General features: G+C 56.4%; 21 protein-coding genes. 7 read left to right on the forward strand and 14 right to left on the reverse strand.

Going from position 1 to position 26,811, the window contains the following annotated elements; genetic code table 11:
- Positions 1-140: 140 nt before the first annotated feature.
- Positions 141-599 (forward strand): hypothetical protein, encoded by a 459-nt coding sequence (locus ACP86_RS20890; protein ID WP_008172243.1) that lies wholly within the window; start codon positions 141-143, stop codon positions 597-599.
- Between the two features lie 625 nt (positions 600-1,224).
- Here ACP86_RS20890 and ACP86_RS20895 read toward each other — a convergent pair.
- Genes ACP86_RS20895 through ACP86_RS20905 form a run of 3 tightly spaced genes read right to left on the reverse strand, consistent with a single transcriptional unit; the run spans position 1,225 to position 2,992 of the window.
- Complete coding sequence (locus ACP86_RS20895) at positions 1,225-1,854, reverse strand: ATP-dependent zinc protease (RefSeq protein WP_053115308.1); 630 nt, start codon at positions 1,852-1,854, stop codon at positions 1,225-1,227.
- Entirely contained in the window at positions 1,851-2,426 is a 576-nt protein-coding gene (locus tag ACP86_RS20900; protein ID WP_053115309.1) for an ACP phosphodiesterase, read from the reverse strand. The genes ACP86_RS20895 and ACP86_RS20900 overlap by 4 nt, the downstream gene beginning before the upstream one ends.
- A 23-nt stretch (positions 2,427-2,449) precedes the next feature.
- Positions 2,450-2,992, reverse strand: coding sequence for a porin family protein (locus ACP86_RS20905; protein ID WP_053115310.1), 543 nt, complete (start codon positions 2,990-2,992; stop codon positions 2,450-2,452).
- 250 nt (positions 2,993-3,242) lie between these two features.
- Here ACP86_RS20905 and ACP86_RS20910 point away from each other — a divergent pair, with 250 nt between their 5' ends.
- A complete protein-coding gene (locus ACP86_RS20910; protein ID WP_169702211.1) occupies positions 3,243-4,655 on the forward strand; it encodes a TrkH family potassium uptake protein in 1,413 nt (470 codons plus the stop codon).
- Between the two features lie 3 nt (positions 4,656-4,658).
- Here the strand turns inward: ACP86_RS20910 and glgP (ACP86_RS20915) are convergent, their stop codons facing one another.
- From glgP (ACP86_RS20915) to glgC, 6 genes are all read right to left on the reverse strand, one after another.
- Positions 4,659-7,193 (reverse strand): alpha-glucan family phosphorylase, encoded by a 2,535-nt coding sequence (gene glgP, locus ACP86_RS20915; RefSeq protein WP_053115311.1) that lies wholly within the window; start codon positions 7,191-7,193, stop codon positions 4,659-4,661.
- 30 nt (positions 7,194-7,223) lie between these two features.
- Positions 7,224-7,994: an SDR family NAD(P)-dependent oxidoreductase gene (locus tag ACP86_RS20920; RefSeq protein ID WP_053115312.1), complete on the reverse strand. Its 771-nt coding sequence runs from the start codon at positions 7,992-7,994 to the stop codon at positions 7,224-7,226.
- Positions 7,995-8,021: 27 nt separating this feature from the next.
- The gene (locus ACP86_RS20925) at positions 8,022-8,381 is read right to left on the reverse strand and encodes a PilZ domain-containing protein (protein ID WP_049784470.1); all 360 of its coding nucleotides are present in this window, start codon (positions 8,379-8,381) and stop codon (positions 8,022-8,024) included.
- A gap of 100 nt (positions 8,382-8,481) precedes the next feature.
- Positions 8,482-9,975 carry a 4-alpha-glucanotransferase gene (gene malQ, locus ACP86_RS20930; RefSeq protein WP_053115313.1) on the reverse strand — a complete coding sequence of 498 codons (1,494 nt, stop codon included), beginning with the start codon at positions 9,973-9,975 and terminating at the stop codon, positions 8,482-8,484.
- On the reverse strand, positions 9,972-11,699 hold the full coding sequence (locus tag ACP86_RS20935; RefSeq protein ID WP_053115314.1) for a glycoside hydrolase family 57 protein: 1,728 nt from the start codon (positions 11,697-11,699) through the stop codon (positions 9,972-9,974). Before ACP86_RS20935 ends, malQ begins: the two co-directional genes overlap by 4 nt.
- The gene (gene glgC, locus ACP86_RS20940) at positions 11,689-12,954 is read right to left on the reverse strand and encodes a glucose-1-phosphate adenylyltransferase (RefSeq protein WP_008169701.1); all 1,266 of its coding nucleotides are present in this window, start codon (positions 12,952-12,954) and stop codon (positions 11,689-11,691) included. The genes ACP86_RS20935 and glgC overlap by 11 nt, the downstream gene beginning before the upstream one ends.
- Before the next feature lie 203 nt (positions 12,955-13,157).
- On the opposite strand from glgC, the gene glgB reads away from it, so the two are divergent.
- Genes glgB through glgP (ACP86_RS20955) form a run of 3 tightly spaced genes read left to right on the forward strand, consistent with a single transcriptional unit; the run spans position 13,158 to position 19,089 of the window.
- Entirely contained in the window at positions 13,158-15,044 is a 1,887-nt protein-coding gene (glgB, locus tag ACP86_RS20945) for a 1,4-alpha-glucan branching protein GlgB (RefSeq protein WP_053115315.1), read from the forward strand.
- A complete protein-coding gene (gene glgA / locus ACP86_RS20950; RefSeq protein ID WP_053115317.1) occupies positions 15,041-16,504 on the forward strand; it encodes a glycogen synthase GlgA in 1,464 nt (487 codons plus the stop codon). The genes glgB and glgA overlap by 4 nt, the downstream gene beginning before the upstream one ends.
- Before the next feature lie 32 nt (positions 16,505-16,536).
- A complete protein-coding gene (gene glgP, locus ACP86_RS20955) occupies positions 16,537-19,089 on the forward strand; it encodes an alpha-glucan family phosphorylase (RefSeq protein ID WP_176443018.1) in 2,553 nt (850 codons plus the stop codon).
- 19 nt (positions 19,090-19,108) lie between these two features.
- Here the strand turns inward: glgP (ACP86_RS20955) and ACP86_RS20960 are convergent, their stop codons facing one another.
- Together ACP86_RS20960 and ACP86_RS20965 are read right to left on the reverse strand one after the other, a co-directional pair.
- Positions 19,109-19,768 carry an alpha/beta hydrolase gene (locus ACP86_RS20960; RefSeq protein ID WP_053115319.1) on the reverse strand — a complete coding sequence of 220 codons (660 nt, stop codon included), beginning with the start codon at positions 19,766-19,768 and terminating at the stop codon, positions 19,109-19,111.
- 33 nt (positions 19,769-19,801) lie between these two features.
- Entirely contained in the window at positions 19,802-20,998 is a 1,197-nt protein-coding gene (locus ACP86_RS20965) for a lysophospholipid acyltransferase family protein (RefSeq protein WP_008169692.1), read from the reverse strand.
- A 217-nt stretch (positions 20,999-21,215) separates the two neighbouring features.
- On the opposite strand from ACP86_RS20965, the gene recQ reads away from it, so the two are divergent.
- On the forward strand, positions 21,216-23,084 hold the full coding sequence (gene recQ, locus ACP86_RS20970; protein ID WP_014577099.1) for a DNA helicase RecQ: 1,869 nt from the start codon (positions 21,216-21,218) through the stop codon (positions 23,082-23,084).
- A 5-nt stretch (positions 23,085-23,089) separates the two neighbouring features.
- On the opposite strand, the gene ACP86_RS20975 is transcribed toward recQ, so the two are convergent.
- Both ACP86_RS20975 and ACP86_RS22920 read right to left on the reverse strand, forming a co-directional pair.
- Positions 23,090-23,644, reverse strand: a complete 555-nt coding sequence (locus ACP86_RS20975; RefSeq protein WP_041645218.1) for a YiiD C-terminal domain-containing protein — start codon at positions 23,642-23,644, stop codon at positions 23,090-23,092.
- Positions 23,628-23,900: a hypothetical protein gene (locus ACP86_RS22920; RefSeq protein WP_162490509.1), complete on the reverse strand. Its 273-nt coding sequence runs from the start codon at positions 23,898-23,900 to the stop codon at positions 23,628-23,630. The genes ACP86_RS20975 and ACP86_RS22920 overlap by 17 nt, the downstream gene beginning before the upstream one ends.
- Here ACP86_RS22920 and ACP86_RS20980 point away from each other — a divergent pair.
- The gene (locus ACP86_RS20980) at positions 23,831-24,784 is read left to right on the forward strand and encodes a hypothetical protein (protein WP_053115320.1); all 954 of its coding nucleotides are present in this window, start codon (positions 23,831-23,833) and stop codon (positions 24,782-24,784) included. The genes ACP86_RS22920 and ACP86_RS20980 overlap by 70 nt on opposite strands.
- A gap of 14 nt (positions 24,785-24,798) precedes the next feature.
- Here the strand turns inward: ACP86_RS20980 and ACP86_RS20985 are convergent, their stop codons facing one another.
- Entirely contained in the window at positions 24,799-26,685 is a 1,887-nt protein-coding gene (locus ACP86_RS20985; RefSeq protein WP_053115321.1) for a methyl-accepting chemotaxis protein, read from the reverse strand.
- Between the last annotated feature and the right edge of the window lie 126 nt (positions 26,686-26,811).

A 26,811-nucleotide genomic window follows, 5' to 3' on the forward strand; every position in this document is an offset into this window, starting at 1 on the left:
TGGCTGCATCGGCCTGGGTGCGGGGGTCATTGCGTTCGCTATGCCCGGTGGAGTGCATTGGAGTCGAGTAAAGGCCCCTGTTCGGAAACAGCGTTTAAGTGTATTTTTTAAAGTATACCTTCCGCGAGGGATGAGCCCGTATGGATATCAAAACACTCGGAGAGCTAATTGACTGGACGAGCAAGCTCCACTCGCACTTGGCGCGGTGTCTGTCCCATTGTGAAACAAAGCACGAAGACAAGCAGGCAAGGGCCCTGTTGGACTATCTGGCCACCCATGAATCTGAAATCGAGCGCATTGTGAGGGAGTTTGAGCGCCAGGGAGATGCGAAGGCATTGGAGAGTCGCGTTTACGATTATCTATCTCATGATCCCATAAAAACCCATCGGACCTGCGACGAGCCATACGTGAGGCTTGATATTGCTGGCATCTGCCGTGAAGTGTTCGACGTCCACGAGCAAATTCTTGATCTCTATCAGACCCTTGTCGAAAAAGCCGAAATTCCCGAAGCACGGGAGCTGCTCCAGTCGCTCCTGACCTTGGGAGAGAATGAAACCAAGCGCCTGGCCCGCCAGATTGGCCGTATGGATGATTTCTGACTGTGTTTGATATCTGCGACAGTGCGCAGCTCAGTACCACTTGTTAACACTGAATCTGCAGGAGCAAGGTTCGGAGACGAGCACCCCGACCTCAGGAACCGAACCCTTGAATTATGGTAGGTTTCATTAATCATACCAGTACATGGGGCAATGAAAGTCCCACTGTATTGGACCGGGGATTTTCCCGGTAAGCGATGCTCCTTAATAACGCTCAAGAGGTAGGCGAACTGTTCGGGCGTGTGAGGTGAGCACGCGTGCCTGGCCGGTTTTGCTCATCGGATAAGCTCTTGGTAAGCCGCTCGGATGTTAGAGGAGAGTAAAGATAAAATCCGTAATAATGTTATTTTAACGGATTTATGAGCAAACAACACCAATAGCACGAATACGCCAAATTTAGCCTTTTGTGTGGAGAAGTTTAGTGCTTTGTGTGGTCGGCCACCAACAGCCGGGAACCGAACTGTGATTCCATACCGCACTGCGCATAATGTATATTATGTTAAATATAGTGTAGAAGTACGGAGTGAGAAACTTATAAAAATGCTCGACCTCCAATACGCAACTCGCCTGTCCGGCTCTCGGGTCTTCAATAAAACTGGGCTGGGATGAGGAATCCCAGCCCCCGCGTTCAGGAATCGCTATCGGTTTCCTCTACCACATTCTCGGCATGCCTCTTTGCCAGCTCTTCGAGCGTTATATATTCACACTCTTTTTCGGCCATAAACGAGTCTGCGGAATCGATAAGAATATTGTCGTCGCGCATGAATCGGCGACCCAGCAGAGCCGGATAGGAAAACTTGCCGCGGTCTGTCAGTGAAAACTGCGTGGTATGGGTGGTTCCGGCAATGCAGAAGTCCATCATGACAACATAGCGCTTCTGGGATGGCGCGCCTTTTCGTTTGATCAGGACAGTTCGCTCAACCGGCCGTTCGAACTCCAGAATGACGTCGTCATGGTCCAGTTCGCCCTCGGTCGGCTGGTCCTCGTGGTCACCCAGTGGAATCTGGAAACTGACCCACTCCTCGCCGTCGCGCTCAAAGCCCTCGATGTTTACCGCGTGCAGAGACGACGTTTTGGCGCCTGTATCGAGTCGCGCCTTCAGCCTCAGGTTGGTATCTTTCATGACTACCCATTCAACATAGCCAAGGGTTTCCGGCGGTCGCTGCTGGCTATTGTTGGCATCGGCCTCCGCAGAAACCGCCATCGCTGATGGAAAAACCAATGTCACAGCCAACAACGCCCTAATAACAAACCTCATTCAATACCTCCTGCAAATACCTGTAAATCCGGGAAAAATGATAAAAACTTTTGCTCCAGTTCTTCCTGGTTTGCGCGGATTTCGGTGATCATGCCGGCGAAATCATTTCTGAACCGTATGCGCCCTGCAACGCGGTCCAGTGCCTTCCCGATGTTTTCAAGATCCTGATAGGCTCCGAACCAGTCGTTCCACACCATCATTCGGGTAACTCTGGCCATTTTGTCCGGCATTAGATGTTCTTTCTGCTGCAACTCGTTGTATATACGGCGAATAAACGCCTCTTGCTCAATTTCACTGAACCGGTCCCAGTGTTTGAGAAGAAAATGGTCATAGAGAATATCGAGCGCAACGCCGGCAAATCGACGACGTTGGCGGGAGAACACCTGTTTGCTGGCAAGTACGTCGGGGTGCTGGTCGGTGAAGCTGTCGACCGCCCGATGATGGCGGACGCCCTGCTTCACCGGGTCCGGCAGCGTCGAGAGATCGACGCCCCGGGTAAAGTCACCGAGGATGCTCCCCACACGAGCTTCAGGTGAGTCCGGCGCGAGAAATACATGAGCCAGATGGTTCAAACAGTCTCCCCGGTGGCCTGGATTCAGAAGTTGAATTGAATACCGACGCCCAGACCATCGACTTCGGCATTACTGTCTTCATAATAACGCATGTATTCAAGGTTGCCGGACAGGTTCGGCGCAAAGTCCATATTCATGCCGATGCCGTAGGACACGTCCGTTTCATCCTCGGTGGCTGTGCCCAGAAACGAAGAGGCTTCGATTTCGACCCGGGTGAAACCGAGGATAGCGTACGGCGTAATGGGTGATTCGTTGGCCAGATTGAACGTGGCGTAGCCGCCGAAGAAGTTATCCAGTGAATAATCGACTCCGCCGATGCGGTCGTCATCTACGCCAAAACCGCCCCGCGCTTCGATGCCCAGATACGGCGTCGCCATCACGCCAACTTTGGCAGACAGCGTGCCTACGTCGGCATCCGCGTTACCGCTCTCAAGGTTCATGAAAGTGTAGTTCAGGCCTGTGTAGAGCCCGCCAACGCCAGACTTGTACATATCCTGGGCGGATGCGGCTCCTGCAGCAGCCATACCGGTGGCAAAGATAACGGCAATTGAACGTACGTGTTTCATTTTTTATCTCCTTAACCGAATTGTTCGGTGTACATCGCTGAACTTGCACCAGACTGACGCGTTTTGCCATCAGAAAGATCCGCATTTACGCGTTATTTACACCGATTTAATTCGCCGGTAATTTCAGCATCCGCGCGGTGTTACCTTGCGGAAGGCCGACCCCACAGGTATTCTGACGCCGTCTCCCGGTATCAGCTGGCTCGAGCATCCATTGAGAAATCTCTACCCCGTCATTTTCATTGTCAGCGTCATGTTCGTGCTTTTGAGCATTTTCATGACATTGCCTGTCATCCTGCTTGCGGGCTCTGAAGCGCCGAACGCCATGGCGTTTGCAGAATCGGCCGCCATTGTCTGGGGCCTCGGTATACTGGGAATGGCCGCCACCTACCGCAAACCGAGAGATCTGAAGCCCAGGTACATGTTCGTACTCACGGTATCTTCTTGGTTCATTATTGCCCTGTTTTCATCCCTTCCTTTCTATCTGAGTGACCTGGGCATTTCTGCCGCAGACGCCTTTTTCGAGGGCACCTCGGGGATTACCACCACCGGAGCAACCGTGCTCAGCGGCCTCGATGATATGGACAGGGATCTCTTGATCTGGCGGTCCATCCTGCAATGGATCGGTGGTATCGGGATTATCGGTATGTTCGTTGCCGTACTCCCGTTTCTGCGGGTCGGCGGCATGCGGCTGTTCGCCACCGAGTCTTCGGAATGGACCGACAAGGCTCTGCCAAGAATGAAAACACTCAGCCGTGGCTTGCTGGTGGTTTATCTGGCGTTTTCGATCATTGCGGTGGTTACCTACTGGTTTTCTGGCATGACGCTCTTCGATGCCTTCAACCATGGTCTTACCAGCATCGCCACCGGTGGCTTTTCCACCTCGGATCTTTCCATGGGCAAGTTCAATGATCTGATCCTCATGGAAGCCACATTTTTCATGATTATCGGCAGCTTGCCCTTCTTCCTTTTCGTGCGTGAAATGCATGGCCAACATGGCGTTCTGTTCCGGGATCAGCAGGTGCGATTGTTTCTCGCGATCCTGTTTTTCGTACCGCTGCTTCTAACTCTTTACCGCTGGATGGTGTCACCGGTCCCCTTCGATCCCATCCATAACTACGCCTCTACCCTGTTTAATGTCACTTCTGTGGTAACCACCACGGGCTATGCTTCTGAAGATTATTCCGCCTGGGGCCCTCTGGCGTTCGTGCTGTTCTTTTTCCTGATGTTCGTGGGCGGCTGCTCTGGTTCCACGGCCGGCGGCATGAAAATCTTCCGGTTCCAGCTTTCCCTGATCATCCTGCGTGAGCAGTTGATGCGCCTGCTGCACCCTCGTGCGGTTCTTACCCGTAACTACAACGGCCGGGCCGTGAGCGATGAGATTATCTCGTCGATGATCGCCTACACGTTTATCTTCCTGCTCTGTCTTTTGCTGATCACGGTTGCCCTGGCCGCCATGCAGCTGGACTTTGTGACGGCACTGTCTGGCGCCCTCACCTCGCTGACCAATGTCGGCCCCGGCCTTGGGGACATCATTGGCCCTGCGGGTAATTTCGGGCCGCTTCCCGATGCCGCAAAATGGGTACTGTCTGTGGGTATGCTGATGGGGCGTCTGGAGATACTGAGCGTGGTGATCGTTCTATCGCCGGCGTTCTGGCGCAGCTGAGGCCTACCTGAGCCAGAGTATGGCGGGGTTTTCCAGGGGAAGGTTCAGGCGTTCATCCCGCACTCGCAGGCGCGGCGTGTAGTGTCCTTCGGGGCGTGAAGGCACTGTGCATTCATAAAGATAGGTATGAGGGGAACCACCCAGCGGATGCTTCATCTGCATGGCCGTAATGGTTCTTGGGCCATGCTCGGAATCCTCTGCAACAAGCTCTACTGCAATCCGCTGCTCGTCAATTCCATCCAGGTAGACTTCCACGGTGAAAGTCTGGCTACCCGAATCTTCGCCTGTATTGAAGCTGTTGAAACGCAACCGGGACCAGTGCCTGGAGATTTCTCGGTATTCACCAAGTAGCTCCCATGCAGTCTCGGAGCTGCGCCGGCTTCCCATTTCTGCCATGGGTAGATAGAACTGTTCGACGTATTCCCTCACCATCCGGTTGGCGGAATAGGCCGCCGTCAGTTGATCCATGCTTGCGCGCATACGTCCAACCCAGTTCCGGGGAATACCTTCGCTGTCGACGTCATAGAACCCGGGAATTACCTCGTTCTCCAACAGATCAAACAGCTGTTCCATGTCTGAGAGATCGTGGTCGTGATTGTTTGACCCGCTTAGCTCGTCAAAGGTAGCGCCAGGTCGAATAGCCCAGCCCACATCCGGGTTCCAGGCCTCAGCCCACCAGCCATCGTACTGTGACAGGTTCAGTCCCCCGTTCACGAGTACCTTCATGCCACTGGTGCCGCAGGCTTCCCAAGGGTGTCTCGGACAATTGAGCCACACATCCACGCCCTGGATAAGCTGGTTGGCCACGCCAAGATCGTAGTCTTCAATAAACACCACCTTGCCCTCGACATCCGGTCGCCGGGAGAAGGCTTTCCATCGCCGGATGATGTCTTTCCCCGGGAGATCGTAGGGGTGGGCCTTGCCTGCAAGCACAATCTGAATCGGGCGATCACGGCTGGCAAGCAGTTTGAGCAGGCGCTCCTGATCCTTGAGCAGGAGATCTGGTCGCTTGTATTCCGTAAACCGGCGGGCAAAGCCCAACGTGAGGGTTTCATGGTCCAACAAAAGGCCACACGCGGCTTCATGGTTGTTTCCGGGGTTTTGTTCGCAATGCTGGCTCGCAAGCCTTCGCCGGAGGTAGGTAATCAGCCTTGCGCGCTCCAGGCGCCTCATTTCCCATAATTCTTCGTCGGCGATGTCAGTCATCGGGCAGGTGCTCTGGAGAGGCCTGCGCCAGCGATCCTTGCCACAGGCCCGGGTCCAGATGGCGTCGGATTCCGGAGAATCCCAGCTCGGCGTGTGGATGCCATTGGTCACATAGTCCGCCGGAATGTCTTCGGCCGGCCAGCGCGGGAAGAAAGGCTGGAAAATGGTCTGGGTGACCTTCTGGTGGATGCGGCTGACACCGTTGAACCGACCACTCATATTGAGGGCCAGCAAGGCCATATTGAGTTTAAGGTCAGTCGACTGATTGTCTGGGCTGGAGGGCTGGCTTCCCAATGCCAGCAATTGATCGACATTCAGGTCGCGGCCTTCGAGCCAGGGTGTCAGATACAGTCGCAATAGCGATCGGGAGAAATGATCAAAGCCGGACGCCACCGAGGTGTGCGTGGTAAACAGATTGGTCGCCCTGGTTGCGGTTCGAGCTGTCTGGAAATCACTTTCATGGTCGTCCTGCCAGCTGAAGGCCCTCTCTATGAGCGCCAGGGCACAGTGGCCCTCATTCAGATGGCAGAGTGACGGCGATCTCCCCAGTTGTTCCAGCAGACGCCAGCCACCGATGCCCAATACCATTTCCTGTTGCAGGCGCTTTTCCGGGTCACCGGTATAGAGTTCGCTGGTGATACCCCGGTCGCCCGGTTCGTTTCGGGGGTCGTTGCTATCGAGCAGCAACAGCTCGCAGCGGCCCACCTGGGCCTTCCAGGCCCGAAGGCGCACGTGTCTTCCCGGGAAAGGCACAATCACCCTCACCCACTGGTCGTCAGCGTCCCGCAGGGGCGAGACGGGCAGCATGGTGGGGTCGTTGTAAGGATAGAACTCCAGCTGTTCGCCATCGGTGCTGATGGCCTGGCGAAAGTAGCCCTGCTGGTACAGCAGACCCACCGCCATGACTGGTGCACCCAGATCGCTGGACGCCTTCAGAAAATCGCCGGCCAGTACGCCCAGACCACCGCTGTACAGCGGCAGCGATTCGCTCAGACCATATTCCATGCAGAAATAGGCAACGCCCTCGCCCAGATCGCCCCGACAATCGGTCGAATACCAGGTGTCAGCCTCTGTAAAAGCCTGGTGAGCATGAATCTGCTCACGGTAGCGCTGCTGAAAGTCGGGGTCTGCGGCCAGTTCTTCCAGCCGCTCCCCGGACACGCTGTTCAAAACCAGCCACGCGTTCCGGGTGGTGTCCCAGATGTCCGAATCAAGAGCGCGCCAGAGCTCATCGGTACCGTGATGCCAGGTCCACCGAAGGTCCAGCGCCAACTGGAACAATCCGCTCAGGGATTCCGGCAAGGACCGCGGGGTATAGGCTGCCAGGGTCAAATTTGAACTCCGCTCAGGTTGGTCGGGACATCATCGAGCGGTATAACCGCCATCAATCACCAGTTCACTCCCGGTCACAAACTTCGATTCGTCGGAGGCTAGATAGACAGCGCCCCAGGCAATATCATCCGGCTCGCCCATGTGACCGACAGGATGCATTGCCGCCGTGGCCTTTTTAGCTTCCTCCGGGTCCTGTCCGGTCGTTTTGAGGTGGGCCTCAACCAGCGGGGTCCATATAAACCCGGGGTGAATGGAATTGCAGCGAATGTTTTCAGTGGCATACAACAGGGCGTCGGTTTTGGACATCAAACGCACGGCGCCCTTGGAGGCATGATAAGGCGGAATATCCGGCGCACTCACCAGCCCATAAATGGATGACAGGTTGATAATGCTGCCAACGCCCGCTTTTTTCATGTGGGGAATGGCGTGCTTGGTGCAGAAAAACACGCCCTTGACGTTCACATCCTGAACATGGTCCCACTCTTCTTCCGTGAGTTCATGGGTCGGCTTGTTCGCCCCGGCAATGCCGGCGTTGTTCACCAGTACAGTCGGGCTACCGAAGGTATTGGCAACGGCGTCCAGAACCTGTTTGACCTCTTGTTCCTTGCTTACGTCACAGTGCCAGTAACCCGCCTTCAGACCGCGGCCTTCAAGTTGTTTAGCCAGGGCCTCTCCCTCGGAATCCTGGCAGTCAAGAATGGCGACAGCAGCGCCCTCCTCTGCCATTCGGAGCGCTGTTGCGGCTCCGATGCCAACGGAGCCACCGGTGATCACGGCCACTTTACCTTTAAGTCGTTCCATGAACAGATCCTCTCCCTTGGGTGTTCTTCAGGCTTGTTTCCTGCGGGCAGGAAAATAGTTGACTGGCATGTGGTGGTTTTTAAGCCAGTTGATCAGTGAAGAAATTGTAAAACTGTCGTTCTCGACGCCTTCAAAATCGACACCAAGGCCGCGGTCTGACTTCCGCACAACATGGGCCTTCAGCCGACGGAACCGCTTTTCCTGGGTATCCGGAAAACGGAACTCCAGTTCCACCGTCTGGTTTAACTGAACGTCAGTGTAGTCCGTGGCAATGAACAGACCACGTTTGGAGGCATCGCGAATCTGACCGGTCGCAACCGGCATCCCGCGCTTGTATACCAACAGCCCAAGCTTTCCCTGTACGCGTTTACTGAGTCTGTGTTCCATGTTCCCCCCTCGTGACTCATCTTGAACGCCAATTGTTGATACTGCTTGTGTGTTATATCGAAGGTTGGGGCCCGCCTCGTTGATGCTGATCAAAAAATGCTCAGACCGGAGGGAGGCGCCCATGTCGTTTTACCGATTCAGCGATTATTTTCGACAAGTCTTTCTCGGGAAAATTCCAGTCCAGTTGCCATGTCCAGTTATTTGTAATGGTGCCCGGCGTATTGAACCTTGCCTCGGTTCCAAGACCGAGGAAATCCTGCATCGGCACCACGGCCAGTGAGCAGACCGAACGGAACGCCGCTTCAATTACCGGCCATGGCATCCCATCACCACTGGTGGCCAGATAATCATTTACATAGTGCCGGGTACGGTCATCCAGGCTCCGGTACCACCCCAGTGTTGTGTCGTTATCGTGGGTGCCGGTGTAGACAAGATCCCGGGGCTGGTGGTTGTGAAGCAGATGCGGATTGTTTGGGCTGCCGTCGAAGCCAAACTGCATCACAGTCATCCCCGGCAGCCGGAAGCGATGACGAAGTTCTTCCACATCGTCGCTGATGATGCCGAGGTTTTCGGCTACCAGGGGTAAATCCGGGAACCGGTCGAAGCAGGCCTGTAGAAAATGGTCAGAGGGGCCGGGAACCCAATAGCCGTTTCGTGGCTGAGGGGCCTCAGCCGGGATCTCCCAATAGGCCTGAAGCCCCCGAAAATGGTCTATCCGGATCAGATCGAACAGATGGCGCTGGCTTTCGAGCCGTTGAAGCCACCACTGGTAGCCATCTTCCGCCATGACCTGCCAGTTGTAGAGTGGATTACCCCAGTGCTGGCCCTCCTCGGAAAAATAGTCCGGCGGCACACCGGCAACCACAGTGGGTTCGCCCCGGGCGTCCAGTTTGAAGAACTGTCGGTTGGCCCAAACATCGGCGCTGTCTTGAGCGACAAAAATGGGGATATCACCAAACAGCAAAACATTGCGGCTTCGTGCATAGTCCCTGAGTGCCTGCCACTGGTGGTTGAACAGGAACTGCTCAAACCTGATGCGAGCCAGCCTGGCCTGGTTTTGGTCGACAAAGGCCTGCAAGGCAGCCGGCTCCCGATCCCTCAAGTGCTCTGGCCACTGGAGCCAGCCTGGCGACTCCTGAACCTCCCGGATTGCGCAGAACAGACAGAAATCATCCAGCCAGTAATCATTTCTTGCCCGGAAAGCTTCAAATCCGGCCAGATCAAAGCCCTTCCGGCCTGTGGCATGGCCCTCGTAAAACCGTTGGGCGGCGATAGCCAGCAGCTGCTGGCGGGATTCGGCGATGGGCTGGGCCAGTTCAGCATCGGCCAGCAGTCCGGTCTGCAGCAGTTCAGCGAGGTCAATAAAATCCTGGTTGCCCGCGTGGGCACTCAGGGATTGGTACGGTGAAAGATCCTGGTGGGTTGGTCCAATAGGCAGTGTCTGCCAGACGGTAATGCCACTGTCGGCCAGAAAATCGACGAACCGGCGGGCGCCGGCGCCCAGAACACCGAGGCTTCCGGGCAGGCAGGTCGGGTGAAGCAGCACACCTGCCCTTCGGGCACTGAACAGATCCTTGTCGTTTGCTGAAGTCATGCAGGATGATCCGCCTCATGGCCCGGCCGCATGGTACCGCCGCGAGCCGGTTCTCCACTGCCTTGGCTGAGCTTCTGGAACACGGATGGCGGCGCCGGGTAGCCGATCATTTCATAGAGATTGACGAGGTGGCGGCGATACAGATGCTCAAAGTCGCTGACGATCTGGGCCGGGTTATAGTCACCAAACCACCAGAACCAGTCGGACCCTTCGCAGATAGCCAGTTGCTGCATGGCGGCTGCTTTCTGCTCCGAATTGAGACTGCCATTGTCCATCACCCGGTCGAAGTGGGTTTTGGCTTCACAGAGCAGATCCCAGGCCCGGTTCTTGTCCGGGTCACCGATCCAGGTGGAGAACGTACCGTAAATCCAGCTGCCGGCCACAAGACGCGGCAAATGAACCGGCGCGGCTACGGGGTTCGCCACCAGATCGGCATAAGTGGTCAATCTGAGCCGGGGGTGGTTTGCCAGTACCCGATAAAGTTCGTCGAGGAAGTGAAAACCGTTCTCGGGGTAATACTCCCAGGCATTTTCGCCATCCATGATCACGGAAATCACCGGCTTCGTCTTGCCCTTGGCCTGCCCCGCAATGTTTTCCATGTGATGCACCAGGTCGCCAACGGCATCCCTGGCGTGCCAGTCTGCGTAAGTAAAACCGATCAGATCCGACAGACCGTCGTCACGGAAGAAGACGGCGGTATCCGATTCGCCAAACGTATAGGGCTGGTGAATCCCGGCATCGGGCAAATCCGGGTTGTCCTGCCGGGCCAGATTGAGGCTGTTGTGCGCCACAGAATCTCCGCTGGCAGTCCATCGGAATTGATGTTGATCCAGCAGGCCCAGTGTGGCCTGGCTGAGGCCACCCTCGGAAGCCCAGCAGCCGGAGGGATCAACACCGAAGAAACGCTGAAAAACGGTCCTTGCCTGTTGGAGCTGCCAAGCGGCGCGCGCTTCACCCTCCGGATAATGGCTGTGTGCTGGCAAAGCGATATCCGGCATGGCCTCGCGGGCAGCACCCAGGTCGATCAACAGAGGGAGCATTGCATGGGTGTAGGGGCTGACAGACAGCTCCACCTGCCCTTTTTGCGCAAGATGCCGGTACCTTGGGCCGATGCCGGATAACACATCAAAAATCACGTCGAGAAGAGCCTTCCGGTCATCCATCGAAAAATTGTGGCCCTTCTCCTGAAGGCTCTGGATGCAATGGCTGCTTCTGCGGATGGTTTCTCCCATCCAGCCAAGGTGGTACCAAACCAGCAAGTCGGAAAGAAACCGACTTGAAATGTATCTCTGCAGCTCGGGCTTTTTGCGGTAAACCTCTGCAAGCTCCGCCAACTGCGCGTAGGCCGGATACCGATTGATGATCCGTTCCCGGTTGGCCCGCAGAGACTTTTCGATCAATCCCAGAAACGCAGGCGTTCCGGTTTCCGGCAACTGTTCCGCAACCAGAGCTGCGAGCAAAGGATCGCCGATCTCGCCAGCGCCATGGCGCCATTTTTCAATCTGGATAAGGTAGGTCTCGATCTGCTCAAGCAGAACCGGGGCAAAATTGACTACCGCCCTGGCGTCCGGATTTGCTTCCAGATGCGCCGCCATGTCGCTGTAATCCTTGATGGTATGAAGGTACACCCAGGGAAACAGGAACTGATCAGTGCGCATATCCTGATAAGACGGCTGGTGCATGTGCCAGCAGAGTACAACCGGTGTTTTGGTGTCAGAGGCCATGGGGATAATCCTGCCCGAGCATCTCGGGCGTGATCAGCACAATACCTTTGGGCGATACATGAAACCGCTTCCGGTCATCGGCCTCGTCGAAACCTATCCTCGTCCCTTCGGGGATGCGGCAGCCACGATCAATCAAGGCATTGCGGATGTGGCAGTGACGGCCAATCTCGACATCCGGGTAGATGACCGAATCCGAGATTTCACTATAAGAATGAATCTTAACTTGCGAAAACAACAAGGAATGCTTCACCAGAGCGCCAGAGACAATACAGCCGCCGGCCACCATGGAGTCCACAGCCATGCCTCGTCGATTGTCATCATCAAAAACAAACTTTGCCGGTGGCAGCTGTTCCTGATAGGTCCATATCGGCCAGTGGGAATCATAGAGATTGAGCTCCGGGCTGATTCCGATCAGCTCCAGGTTTGCCTGCCAGAGTGCGTCAACGGTGCCCACATCGCGCCAATAGGCCGGCTTGTTCTCAACCGGATTACGGAACGGGAATGCGACCACCCGCAGACGCTTGATGACGGAGGGAATAATGTCCTTGCCGAAATCGTGAGACGATTCGCCATCCATCTGCTGGTCGCGCATGAGTTCGTCGAAGAGCACCTGGGTACTGAACACATAGATGCCCATGGATGCCAGCGCCTTTCCGGGCTGGCCCGGCATTGGCTTTGGCTGTTCGGGCTTCTCGACGAACTCGGTGACCCTCAACTCGTCATCTACCGACATCACCCCGAATGCCGAGGCTTCATCGATAGGTACTTCAATACAGCCCACGGTAATATCGGCATCATTCTCCACGTGATGGGCCAGCATAGTGCCGTAGTCCATCTTGTACACGTGATCACCCGCAAGAATCAGCACATACTCTGGCTGGTGGCTGCGAATGATGTCGAGGTTTTGAAGCACAGCGTCTGCCGTTCCCTCATACCAGGAAGTCTCGATCCGTTGTTGCGCAGGTAAGAGCTCTACGAACTCATCCAGTTCTCCCCGGAGAAACCCCCAACCCCGCTGGATATGGCGGATTAGGGAATGGGATTTGTACTGGGTGATCACACCAACCTGCCCGATGCCGGAGTTGATGCAGTTCGAGAGTGGAAAATCGATAATCCGGAACTTGCCGCCAAAGGGCACCGCCGGTTTGGCCCGCCATTTGGTGAGATCGTGGAGGCGGGATCCCCGCCCTCCGGCAAGTACCAGAGCAAGAGTCTGACGAGTGAGACGACTGACGAAACGCTTGGCCGTTTGCATAGCTGCTTCCCTGAAGAAAACCTTCCCTGTAACCGGTCGTTTAACCGCAAGGGTTTGCCACGTTTTTGACGCCCTAAACTATAGTAGAACACTAGCACGGAATTATGACGTAAACTTGTTTTGGGTCATTTTTTAAACAGGCCCTTTCGCGTCCAATGAAGGGACGCTCAAAGCGCCTCATCTGGTCAGGAACAGCACGGTCTATGGACAGTCCAACGCTCAGCGAATTCGACCTCCACCTTTTTGCCGAGGGTCGCCACTGGCACATTTACAACGTGCTCGGTGCCCATGTCTGCAGGAACCGAAGTGTGGAAGGTGTCCGGTTTGCAGTCTGGGCGCCGCACGCCAGCGCCGTCAGTGTTGCCGGTGACTTTAACGAATGGAACGCGGGCATCCATCCCATGTCGTTGCATGAAGGCACGGGGGTTTGGTCCTGCTTTATCCCGGGCATCGGTAACGGCGCTCTCTATAAATTCGCCATCACAACGGACAAAGGCCGGCAGATCCTGAAAACCGATCCCTATGGACAGGCTTTCGAGCTCAGGCCCTCCACCGCTGCTGTAGTCACCGAGCGCGGCCACTTTGGCTGGGGCGATGGCGACTGGCTGGCCCGGCGGGGTCGCTGGAACTGGCAGGATTCGCCCATCTCCATCTACGAGGTTCATGCCGCCTCCTGGCGCCACCACGGTTCGGGTCGATGGCTGACCTATCGGGAACTGGCCGACCAACTCATTCCCTATGTGCTCGAACTGGGCTTCACCCACATTGAACTGTTGCCGGTCACGGAACACCCCCTGGATGAATCCTGGGGATACCAGACGACCGGATACTACGCGCCCACCAGTCGGTTCGGCACGCCGGACGATCTTCGTTATCTGGTGGACCAATGCCACCGGCACAAAATCGGCGTGATTCTGGACTGGGTACCGGGACATTTCCCGACCGATGAACACGCCCTTGCCCGCTTTGATGGCAGCGCGCTTTACGAACATGAAGATCCCCGCAAAGGGCGCCATCAGGACTGGGGCACACTCATCTACAACTATGGCCGGCATGAGGTGCGGAACTTCCTGATCGGCAGTGCCTTGTTCTGGCTGGACGCCTTTCATATCGACGGGCTCAGGGTGGATGCGGTGGCTTCCATGCTGTACCTCAACTACTCCCGCAAGGAAGGCGAATGGGAGCCCAACGTGCATGGAGGCCATGAAAACCTCGAAGCCATTGAGTTCCTGCGGGAATTGAACCAGGTCTGCCAGAGCCGCTTCCCCGGAACGCTGGTCTGTGCGGAAGAATCGACCTCCTGGCCACGTGTAACCCGGCCACCGGAAATTGGCGGACTCGGGTTCAACCTGAAATGGAACATGGGCTGGATGCACGACACCCTGGACTATCTGGCACAGGATCCGGTGTATCGTCAGTATCATCACGACAAGCTGACCTTTGGGCTGCTCTACGCCTTCTCGGAGAATTTCCTGCTCCCGCTTTCCCACGACGAAGTGGTTCATGGCAAAGGCAGCCTGATCAACAAAATGACCGGCGACGAATGGCAACAGAGGGCTACCTTGAGGGTGCTTTTTACCTACATGTTCAGTTACCCGGGCGCCAAACTTCTTTTTATGGGCTGTGAACTCGGGCAGCGACGCGAATGGAGTGAATCCCGGGAACTGGACTGGTCTCTACTGGCCTACCCGGAGCATCAGGGTATTAAAAAGCTGGTCCAGGACCTGAACGGTATCTACCGACGGGAGGTCTCGTTACACGGCGCCTGCTTCAAGCCGGATGGTTTCGAATGGATCGACTGCCATGATTCCCCCCAGTCAGTGATCAGTTTCCTGCGCACCGCCAAGGGCGAAACCTCGGTGATTGTCGTTAATTTCACACCGATGCCCAGACACCACTATCGGATCGGCCTGCCTGAAGGTGGCAACTGGCGGGAAATTTTTAATTCCGATTCAGAGTATTACGGTGGGAGTAATCTGGGAAATCCCTACCCCATGCCTGCGGATGCCCAGCCCTGGATGAACCGTGAGTGGTCCGTGGAACTAACCCTGCCACCACTGGGCGCGATCATTCTGAGGCCGGCTTTATGATCCGGGTGCTGTTTGCAACCAGTGAGGTTTATCCCTTGATGAAAACCGGCGGTCTTGCCGACGTTTCAGCAAGTTTGCCGGAAGCGCTCTGCCGCCTGGAATACGACGTACAGATACTTCTACCGGGCTATCCCGATGCTTTGAAAGCGGCAAGAAAGGCAGGCTCTCGAAGAAAGGCGCGGTTTCAGCTGGGGCAATACAATGTGAGCCTCTGGCGGACCCGACTGCCCGGCACCGCTGTCACGCTATGGCTAGTGGACTGTCCGCCATTGTTTGATCGCCCTGGCAACCCCTATAAGAACGAGGAAGGCAAAGACTGGTGGGACAATGCCCATCGCTTTGAGCTGTTCGGAAAGGTCGGCGCCATGATCGCCATGGGAGAGGCAGGCCTGTCCTGGAGACCGGATCTGGTGCACTGCAACGACTGGCAAACCGGGCTGATACCGGTATTTCTCGAGGCCTACCACGACAGGCCCGGCACTGTGTTTACCATCCATAACCTCGCCTACCAGGGACTCTTCTCCCATGAGACTTTCCGTGCCCTGGGTCTGCCTGATTCGCTCTGGAACCTCGAGCAGCTTGAATTCTACGGGCAGCTTTCGTTCATCAAGGGCGGCCTCGTTTTCAGTGACCGAATCACCACCGTCAGCCCGACCTATGCGCTCGAGATCCAGACCCCGGAATTCGGTAATGGACTTGATGGTTTGCTTCGACACCGCCAGGACGCGCTCACCGGCATTCTCAACGGCATCGATAACCGGGTCTGGAATCCCGAGGAGGACCCTGAACTGTCCTTTCACTATGGCCGGGATCACTTGAAGAACAAGACACAGTGCCAGGCCGGCCTGCAGCAAGAGCTCGGGCTGGAGGTAAACGGCGGTCCACTACTGGGCTTCATCGGGCGACTGGTTGAACAGAAAGGCGTGGACTGGCTGGTTTCGGTGATGCCGCACTTGCTGGAACAGGGTTGCCAGTTTGTCGTTCTTGGCTCCGGTGAAGCCAGTTACGAGGAGCCCCTGAAACGCCTTGCCCGGCAATGGCCGGGGCAAATGTCTCTCACGTTGGGCTACAACGAGGGGCTTTCCCATCGCATCACAGCCGGATGTGACCTGTTCCTGATGCCATCGAGATTCGAGCCCTGTGGGCTCAACCAGATGTACAGCCTCAGGTACGGCACGATTCCGGTGGTGCACGGTGTTGGCGGGCTGGCAGACACGGTCCAGGACCCTCAGGAGGTTGGCATCGACAAGGCCACCGGATTCGTTTTTACCGGCGCCAATGCCGATTCGTTACTGGCTGCCGTAAACCGCGCGCTACAGGTTTTTGAAAAACGTAAGCAATGGCGGCGGTTGCAGGATAACGGCATGGCGATCGATTATTCCTGGAAGCAGCGGGCTCGCACCTATGGCGATCTGTATCAACGTATTCTCAAAGAACGTGACCAACAACAGCTGGATTAGTGCGAGCGTTTGCCCGCCTGGAGGCAACCAACATGCATAAAGCAACGGAATTCCGACTTGAAGCTCATCCCCTGCTTCCCGAACCCCTGGAGCGATTGGAAGAGCTTGCCAATGACCTGTTCTACAGCTGGGACCACGGGGTTCGAAGCCTGTTTGTCCGTATTGACCTACCGCTATGGCAGAAAGTCGAGCACAACCCAAAGCTTTTCCTGCGGCGGGTTGCCCAGGATCGACTCGATGAAGCGTCTGAAGACCGGGCGTTTCTGGCCGAGTATCGTCGGGTTCTGAGTAGCTACGATGCCTATCTTGAGGCTGGCCCCGGCCCGGAAGTGACGGAGAAGCTCGATCCGGAACAGGCCCTGGTGGCTTACTTCTGTGCCGAATTCGGCTTCCACGAAAGTTTTCCGATCTATTCCGGCGGCTTGGGCATCCTTGCCGGCGACCATTGCAAGGCCGCCAGTGACCTGGCCCTGCCCTTTGTCGCTGTGGGTCTGTTGTATCGGCAGGGTTACTTTATCCAGAGTATCGACGCCCACGGTCAGCAGATTGCGCGCTATCAGTCCCATTCCAGCGATGAATTGCCTATTTCACCGGTGGAGATAGACGGCAAGTGGCTCAAGGTCTCCGTCCCCTTCCCCGGGCGTGATGTTGTGGCGCGTGTGTGGGAAGCCCGCGTAGGCCATATCCGCTTATACCTGCTGGACAGCAATACCGAAGAAAACGGCCCGGAAGACCGGGATCTGACGCTCCAGCTTTACGGTGGCGACGAGTCCACGCGGATCAGCCAGGAAATGCTGCTTGGCATTGGTGGAACCCGGGTTGTGGAGGCGCTGAACCTAAAGCCGACCGTCTGGCATATCAACGAGGGCCATGCCGCATTCCAGATTCTGGAACGCTGCAGGCACACCATGGTTTCCGGGTTGAGTTTCGAGGCCGCGCTTGAAGCCGTTGCCGGCGCAACGCTGTTCACAACGCATACGCCGGTACCGGCTGGCCACGACATCTTCCCCCGCTCCCTCGTTCATCATGCCCTGGGGCGATATATCGAGGAATCTGCCCTGGATTTTGATCAGGTGTTTGCCCTGGGCTCGAAGGACGGTGGGGACAGTTTCAACATGACCAGTCTGGGCCTGCGCGGCTCTCGTTTCCACAACGGGGTGAGCCGGATTCACGGTTGTGTCGCCTCGTTGATGGAGGGCGATATCTGGCCCCAGGTGCCGTCGGCAGAAAACCCTATCGGGTACATTACCAACGGTGTGCACGTACCGACGTTTCTGGCGCCGGAATGGTCCAGCCTGTTCGATATACAGGCGCCCACGTGGAAAAGTGAACTCCGGAACCCGGAATTCTGGAAGTTTATCGACCAGATCCCGGACTATCACTACTGGAGCGTTCACAAGGCCCTGAAACAGCAAATGGGCGAATACATTGTCCAGCGGCTCAAGCGCCAGCATAAACGCAACGGCACCGGCCATTCCGTCACTGACAGGATGACCCGGCAGCTTGTTTCCTCGGAAAAAGACACGCTGGTTATCGGGTTTGCAAGGCGGTTCGCCACCTACAAACGCGCGACGCTGATCTTCTCGGACCTGGAACGCCTCGAAAGCATCCTTACCGATCCGGACCGCCCGGTGGTGCTGGTATTTGCCGGCAAGGCCCATCCCAAGGACAAACCCGGTCAGCAACTGATCAAGGTAATCCACGACCTTTCCATGCACCCTTCGTTGATGGGGCACCTGATTCTCCTGGAGGACTATGACCAGGCCATGGCCCGCAGGCTGCTCAGTGGCGTCGATGTGTGGCTGAACACACCGGAATACCCGAAAGAGGCCAGTGGCACCTCCGGAGAGAAAGCAGCCCTCAATGGCGCTCTTAATCTCAGCGTGCTCGACGGCTGGTGGGGCGAAGGCTATAACGGCAAAAATGGCTGGGGCATCCCTCCCAGGGATACCGAACTGGACCCTGAATTCCGGAATGAGGAAGAGGCCCGGGACCTGATCGATCTGCTCGAATTCGAAGTGGTTCCCCTCTACTACGAGCGCGCCTCCCAGGGCTTTTCGAAAGGCTGGGTCCAGCGATCCAAGGCTTCGATGAAGTCGATCACACCAAGGTTTAACGCCCGGCGTATGGTGATGGATTACGTCAATAACTATTACCAGCCGGCGTCAACCCAGGGTGCTTTGCTGATGGCCGACAACGGCGAGGTTGCCAAAGAACTTGCAGACTGGAAGGCACGGGTCAGGCATGCCTGGCCGGGAGTGCAATTAAACGTGGTTGGCTGCGTCGAAGCTGCCTGCCCCCATGATGGCGGCGTAGAACTCAGAGTCGAGGCAAGGCTCAATGGCCTGTCAGCGGAGGATGTGCGGGTGGAGTGCCTGGTCAGCCCAGAATGCACCGGCACCCATAACAGCCCGGGGCCCGACAGTTTCTTGCTGGATAAGGAAAGCGAAGCGGAGGGGCGAACCGTGTTCTCTACACGCGTGCAACCCCCCTATCCCGGCTTGCAGACTCTCAGGCTCAGGATGTACCCCTATCACGAATCACTGACGCATCCGTTGGAGATGGGCGCCATGCTCTGGGTCTGACCCAGGGCATGGCGGTGCCTCAAAGCAGGTGCCGGCGAATGAATCGGCCAATGTCCTGTATTTCCTCAAGGCACACACTGTGTTCCATGGGGAACGTCTGATACGAAGGGTCGTAGCCCATCTCCTTCAGGGTTTCGACACTGCGCACACCCAGTGATTCCGGCACCATCGGATCGAAGGTTCCGTGATACACGCTGATCGGCACATCAGCATTGGCCTCAGAGCGCTCAACCGTGTCCGCGGTGGCGAAGTAAGTTGAAAGCGCCAGAACACCGCCAAAACGTTCCGGGTAGCTGAGCCCCAGTTCATAGGCAACGGCGCCTCCCTGGGAGAATCCGGCGATGATAATACGCTCCGGCGGGATGCCTTTGTGTTTTTGCTGCTCGACCAGTTTGGCGACCGCATCGGCAGACGCCCGCAACTGTTCCGTATCCACCACACGGTCGATATCCATGGCCTTGATGTCGTACCAGGCGGGCATGGACATGCCACCGTTGATGGTGACAGGCAGATTGGGCGCATGGGGAAAGATGAAGCGTACCGCTGTATCTTCCGGCAGGCCCAGTTCCGGCACTACGGGCTCGAAGTCGTGGCCGCTCGCACCAAGGCCATGAAGCCAGATGACGGCTGCGGTCGGGCTTTCCCCGGTTTCAATCTGAATGTACTGAAGATCCTGCACGGTTTACCTCATGTCTGAAAATTATGTACCGGTTTATTCGGAATGGCCGGATTTCTCGGCATTGGCCTCAAGCGCGGTGACCACTGGGTTGGCATACATATCCAGCAGATAAGGCCGGATGGCCGGATCGCAGGCTTCCAGTCTCCGCTCCATCTCGGCTTCAGCAGCTTCCATTTCCGCCGGTGACCAGGTTTCGGCAGTGACCACTGAATCGCTGACGGTATCCGGCGTATCGTGGGCCTGGGGATGAAGACCACGCTGCTGATAAGCCACCAGGTTTGAGGCATGCAGGTGATAGTTCGCATGCATCTCCCGATCTATACGGGCGGCCAAATCTTTCGGGTTATCCGGTGAATCATGGATGGGCGCACCAAAGTGCACATGCACGTGCCCTTTGAAACCGGTCAGTCCCTTCATGATCTGTTCGGTATCTTCACCCTCTCGCTTGATGTACTGGCCGGTCCGGGCCCGGGTTTCCAGCTCCTGGGCTTTGTCGGCATCGCACGGATCGTACTCGTAGGCAATGGAAACTGGCACCACATGCAGCCGATTCATGGCTTCGTCAAAACCGAGCCCGCTTTTCTTGCGGCTCATATAGAACATCTTGATGATGGCGGGGTCGGTAAAATCCAGCCCGTCCTTCGCCCGGCCCTCACGTTGGGCAATCCATATGCTGTGATTGGTATCGATGCTGTGGTTGATAAAGCCGGAGAGTGTGATGTAGGCATCACGCATCTCGCGGGGGCTTGTCATGCTGCGTCGCACTACAAAGCTCTTGTTCAGTCGCATCATTTCAGCGAACACGCGGTTGGCAAGCAGGTTGTCGCCAATGGCAATTCGGGTGGTATGGAAACCATTCTGGAACAGCTGGTAGTTCACCACCATGGGGTCGAAAACAATGTCCCGATGGTTTGAAATAAACAGATAGGCGCCGCGCTTGTCGAGGTTCTCCAGCCCGCTGGTCGTTACTCGCGTGGTTGTGCTCTCAACCAGCTCACCCACGTAGCTGGAAAGCCCGGCCTGGAGATCATCGACTCGTGTGTAGTGACCAAAATGGCTGTTTAACCAGCGACGGGTAAACACACGCAACATGGCCGGCGCCCAGCGGGCGAGAGTCGGTGACTTGAAGCGACCGACCATATCCAGAAATTCCTGATCGTTGACCAGGCGGTTGATAGCAGCGCCGGTTTCTTCGTCCGAATAGGGACGGATGGCATCAAATTCCTGCATGGAAGCCCTGTTGTTATCAGTGTCTGTCACAGTATGGCGTGAAACGGTGGTTCAAAAACGCGGTATTGTAGCGTTTCTTAGATTAGTTTGCCTCCACCCGGCACGCGGGTTTGCTGGCCAATCCTCAGGGTTAATCTGGTATCATTCGCCACTGCGCCGAACCCGGCACTCCACCCGAATCAATACAGCGGCTCCAAGCCGAGCAACCGGTTATTCTATGTATCTTGATCAGGATTTCGAACAGCTTTCCACCGAGCGCCCAACCACCTCGGGCCGTGATCCGGAACAGGTGCTGCACGAAGTCTTTGGTTATGAATCCTTCCGTCCGCTTCAGGGTGACATCATCCGGGAAGTATCGGAAGGCCGCGATGCACTTGTGCTCATGCCGACGGGCGGCGGTAAATCTCTTTGCTATCAGGTGCCGGCGCTGGTTCGCTCGGGCACTGCGATCGTAATTTCACCTCTGATTGCCCTGATGCAGGACCAGGTAGCGGCATTGAAAGAGCTAGGGGTCCGGGCTGCGTTCCTGAATTCAACCATGGATTTCGAGCAGGCCCGGGCGACCGAATACGCGCTCATGACCGGTGAGCTTGACCTTCTGTACTGCGCCCCTGAAAGACTGATACAGCCGCGCACCATCGAATTGCTTCATGACGCCTCCATCTCGCTGTTCGCTATCGACGAGGCCCATTGTGTGTCCCAATGGGGTCACGATTTCCGATCCGATTACCTTCAGCTCAGCATGCTGGCAGAACAGTTTCCCGGCGTACCCCGCATCGCGTTGACCGCAACCGCGGATGAGCGAACCCGAAAGGAAATTGCAGAACGACTGTCACTGACAGAGGCAAGACACTTCGTCAGTGGCTTCGATCGCCCCAACATTCAGTACCGTATAGCGCCAAAAATAAACGCGAACAAACAGTTACTGGATTTTATTAAAGCCGAACATGAGGGCGACTGCGGCATCGTTTACTGCCTGTCCCGGAACAAGGTCGACGCCACCGCGAAAACCCTGGCCCAGAAAGGCTATACCGCTCTGCCCTATCATGCAGGCCTGTCCTCGGAACAGCGTGCCCATCACCAGGAGCGGTTCCTGCGTGAAGACGGGGTGATTATTGTTGCCACCATCGCCTTCGGCATGGGTATCGATAAACCGGACGTGCGCTTTGTCGCACACCTAGATCTGCCGAAGAGCCTTGAAGCCTACTATCAGGAAACCGGTCGGGCCGGGCGTGACGGCAAGCCGTCTACGGCCTGGATGGTTTATGGCCTGCAGGATGTCATCAAACTGCGCCAGATGCTGGAAAGCTCACAGGGTAACGATCATTTCAAGCGCGTGGAACGGCAGAAGCTGGATGCGATGCTGGGCCTTTGTGAGGTCACCAGTTGCCGCCGTCAGGTGCTGTTGCGCTATTTCGGGGACGAGCTTGAGCAACCCTGTGGCAATTGCGACACCTGCCTGAATCCACCGGACACCTGGGATGGAACCGTCGCCGTCCAGAAAGCCCTTTCCTGCGTTTTCCGAACGGGCCAGCGTTTCGGCGTTACCTATCTGATTGATGTTCTGCGAGGCTCGGAAAACGAGCGGATTCTCCAATCCGGGCACCACCAGGTGTCAACCTACGGCATTGGAACGGAACTGAGTGCCAACGAGTGGAAATCGGTATACCGGCAACTGGTGGCCAATGGTTACCTCCGTGCAGATCCGGAGGGCTATGGTGCGCTCCAGTTGACCGAACAGTGTCGGCCACTGCTGAAAGGACGTCAGACCATTGAGCTGCGCAAGGATCCGGAAATCAAGAAGACAACCGGCCGGGCAAACGGCGGCCGGTCGGGTTCGCCGGTCTCAGAACAGATTACCGACAAGGCCGGCTGGGAGGCGCTTCGAGCCTGCCGCAAGGAGCTGGCCGACAAACAGGGCGTGCCGCCTTACGTCATTTTCCATGACACTACCCTGTTTGGAATGCTGGAACGCAAACCGCGCACCCTGGATGAGCTGGCGGAAGTCAGCGGCGTGGGCGCCGCCAAGCTAGAGAAATACGGCGAGATTTTCCTGCAAACCATCGCTGGCCTCGAACAGGCCTGAATTATTCAGGCCTCTGCTTTAAACCCTTTTTTCCGCACGCGGTAATGGGCGATGGAGGTTGCTACATGGTTGCCCTCTTCGTCCACCAGTTTGCCTTCCAGGGAGAATTTCGCCCGCCCGGTCTCATCAGCGTCAGCAAGAATGGCTGCCACGGTTTCGGGATCCAGGGTGAATTCTACAGTGACATCGCTGTTGGCTGGCTGGAGAAACTGCAACGTCATTTCCTTGAGAATCGGCGTGTACGAAGGCCCCAGATCAAATAGGGTCAGCACGCCACCGGGAATTTCGGCTACCAGGAAGTACGCGCCCGCATAAAGGCTGCCGAAGTGGTTTTTGTTGCCTTTCAAGCGGATTTTCGCTCTTACATATCCTGGCCTGACCTCCTCAACGCTGAAGTTGTTCCGTGGTGCAAAAGGAATCGACAGACCGATGATCTTGTTCACCGCTGCGTACCCGCCCGTTTTCTTCAGCCAGGCCAGAGGGCTGGCCAGTGTAGCCTTGGGGTCGGTACTGGCCACCCATTGACCGGTCGCTCCGATGAGATTATCGATAATTGCCATTGCCAAGCTCCGAAATTGATGGGGAACTGATGATTACAACGGACTTCAGTGCTCGCAAGAAGGTTTTACAATTTTTTTGGATGTTGTCTGATTTATTTTTGAGTTTCTGTTCTAAAGTGAGGATGCGTGCCTGAATCATGACTGCTTGATAGCCGGTTTTTCCAGTAGTAAGAAAGGATCTCTGATTTGGAATATTCTCTGCCCGCTTCCCTGGTCTCCCACCGGTTCCGAAAACTGGTTCTTTGCCTGATGCCATTGGCTTTCTGCCTTGCGGCAGGACCACTCTCAGCCACAACGTCATCGACCACTGCGTCGCAGGCAGCCGTGCGCGGTTACGTACTCTGGTACCGGAATTACGACAGCCCTGCCATCCGGGCCCTGGTGGAGCTTGCTCTGAAGAAGACGCCAGAGTACGGAGAATTTCAGATAATCAGAAGTGAAGAGCTGAGCCAGGGCCGCGTACTGAGGGAACTGACAGACGGCCAGTCACGATTAGTCGACATCGCCAATGTCGCTACCTCCGCAGAACGGGAGAAGTCCCTGACCGCCATACCGTTTCCGGTCGATGGCGGGTTGCTCGGTTTTCGGGTTTGCGTGGTCATGCCGGAATTCTTGCCCCGGTTTGCGGGAATCAAGACTCTGGATGACTTGAGAGACAGTCAGATTCGGATTGGCCAGGGCGCCCACTGGCCAGACACACCGGTACTTGAAGCCAACGGTATTCCGGTGGTCGCTCACTCCCGATACGAAATACTGTTCGGAATGTTGCGTAATGAACGCTTCGAGTGTTTTGCCAGGGGCGTAAGCGAAGTGCTTTACGACCTGGAATTGGAGCACGATCCTAATCTGGTAATTGAGCCTGATCTGTTGATCGCCTACCCGATGCCGTCCTATCTCTTTGTCGGTCCCGAAGACCAGGAAACCGCCCATCGGCTTCAGCTGGGAATCGAACGCGCCATCCACGATGGCAGCTTCAATGATTTCCTCAGGGACTACTACGCCCGCGCTGTGAAAGAGCTTGATCTCGACGAGCGTACGGTCATTACCCTCGAAAACCCTTACCTGAGCGAAGAATCCCGTTACGTTGGTCGCAAAACCTTCGAGAACCTGCGCCGTCGGCTAGAAGTCCTAAGCCGCTAGCGGGCGCCCTGCGCTTACACCCGGAACCTCGACACGTTCTGGTTCAGTGCGGTGCCGATGCGTTCAATCTGCCCGCTGTAAACATCGTTTTCTGTGGCCGCGGCCGCCGCTTCCTGGCCCTGATCCGCAATCCGGGTAATCGACGAGTTCAACTCCTCGGTAACCGACGTCTGTTCTTCGGATGCCGTGGCAATCTGCGACGTCATCTGGCTGATGGACGTGATTGCCTCGGCAATCCGGTTGAGGGCATCCATGGCGTCCTGCGCTTTTTCCATGCTGACATTGGATACCGCCGTTGAGGCATTCATGACATCGACCGCATCATTTGCGCCCTTCTGCAGACGCTCAATCATGTCGTTGATTTCCTCCGTGCTGGACTGGGTGCGCTGGGCAAGGTTACGTACCTCGTCTGCCACAACTGCGAAGCCCCGCCCTGCTTCACCGGCCCGAGCCGCTTCAATCGCGGCATTCAATGCCAGCAGGTTGGTTTGCTCTGCAATACCCTGAATCACTTCAAGCACCGTCGTGATGGACGTAACGTCCTTGCCAAGGGTGTGGATGACCTCTGCAGCCGCATTAATCTCCTTCGAGAGCTTCTGCACGGCGTCCCGGGAGGCAGCGACGGTCTCCAGCGAAGCCCGGCTGTCCGCATCCGCGGTGTTGGCGGCATCTGCGGTTTGCTGTGCGTTCTGGGCGATCTCGCCGGCAGCGGCCGACATCTCGTTGATCGCGGTCGCCACCATATCGATCTCGGCCTGCTGGCTCTCAACGCTTGAACGACTGGTACTGGCGGTATCTCTCAGCGAGCTGACATTATCCCCGAGTTCGGCGCTACCCTTCTGGACATCCCGAACAACCGTCTGGATATTCTCGACAAACTGGTTAAAGCTCCGGGCCAACTCACCGAATTCATCTTTTGCACTGTCGTCCAGACGCTGGGTCAGGTCAGCATCACCACTGCCAATGTCCGCCATGGCCTTGTTCAAGCGGCGAACCGGCGCCATCAGAACCTTGATGCCCAGATGCAGGATCACCAGAGAAACGATCAGGCCGATCACGGCCATGATCAATCCAGTCATTCTGGCGCTCTGGACCGGTGCGTTGATCTTGTCCGCGTTGACAAAGGTCCCCAGATACCATTGCACGCCACGCGCTTCACTGATCGGATAGAAGCTGGCCTCCCAGTTGCCGTCATCATTACTGTATTCGTGAGCGTCCCCGCCAAGATCCGGCTTGCCGCCAATGAGCTCACTGATGTTCTTGCCGACAAGGTTTTGCCGTGGGTGGAACAGTATGGTACCCCGCTCATTGATCAAAGTGGCGTAACCGGTGTCCGCAAGGGTGACTGTGCTCAGGGTTTTTGCTATCGCGCCCAGGCCGATATCAGCACCGGCCACGCCCGCGTATTCACCGCGCTTCACGGGCGCAAGTGTGGAGATGATCATGTCGTTGGTGCTGGCATCCTGATACGGCTCGGTGAACGAGGCGCTTCCAAGGCTCATGGCCTTCTTGTACCAGGGGCGCTGGCGGGGATCGTAATCCGCTGGCAGCGTGGCATTCGCCTCCGGCGATTTCATCAGCATGTAGCCGTCGGTACGCCCGACATAGACATCCCGGAACCCGCCGCCGGTGGTAATGGCCTGAAGAATAACCCGCGCCTCTTCGTCGTTCTCGGCATTTTCCAGGGCTTTGGCGGTGGCTTCAGTCATCACCAGCCTGGTATTGAGCCACTCTGCGATGCTCGACGTGCTCTGCTGCACGGTGTCGTCGATCAGCGCGTTCACATAGGTTTCTGTGGTGCTTTGTAATCGTAAATCGCCAGAGAGCGTAAAAGCCCCCATAACCAACAGCAACAGAATGCCGAAAGCAGTCAGGAGCTTTTGCCCGAATGTCAGCTGCACCGTCGAATCCTCAGCAATAAAATTGATATTCGTTAATGTGTGTTTCGGCCCATGATGCGAAGTCTTTAGCGGCTTCTGTTAAACTTTCCAATTATTGACGCAGACGCTGAGATTGTCCTCATTCCA

The organism is Marinobacter sp. CP1, assembly GCF_001266795.1.
Lineage (GTDB): Bacteria > Pseudomonadota > Gammaproteobacteria > Pseudomonadales > Oleiphilaceae > Marinobacter > Marinobacter flavimaris.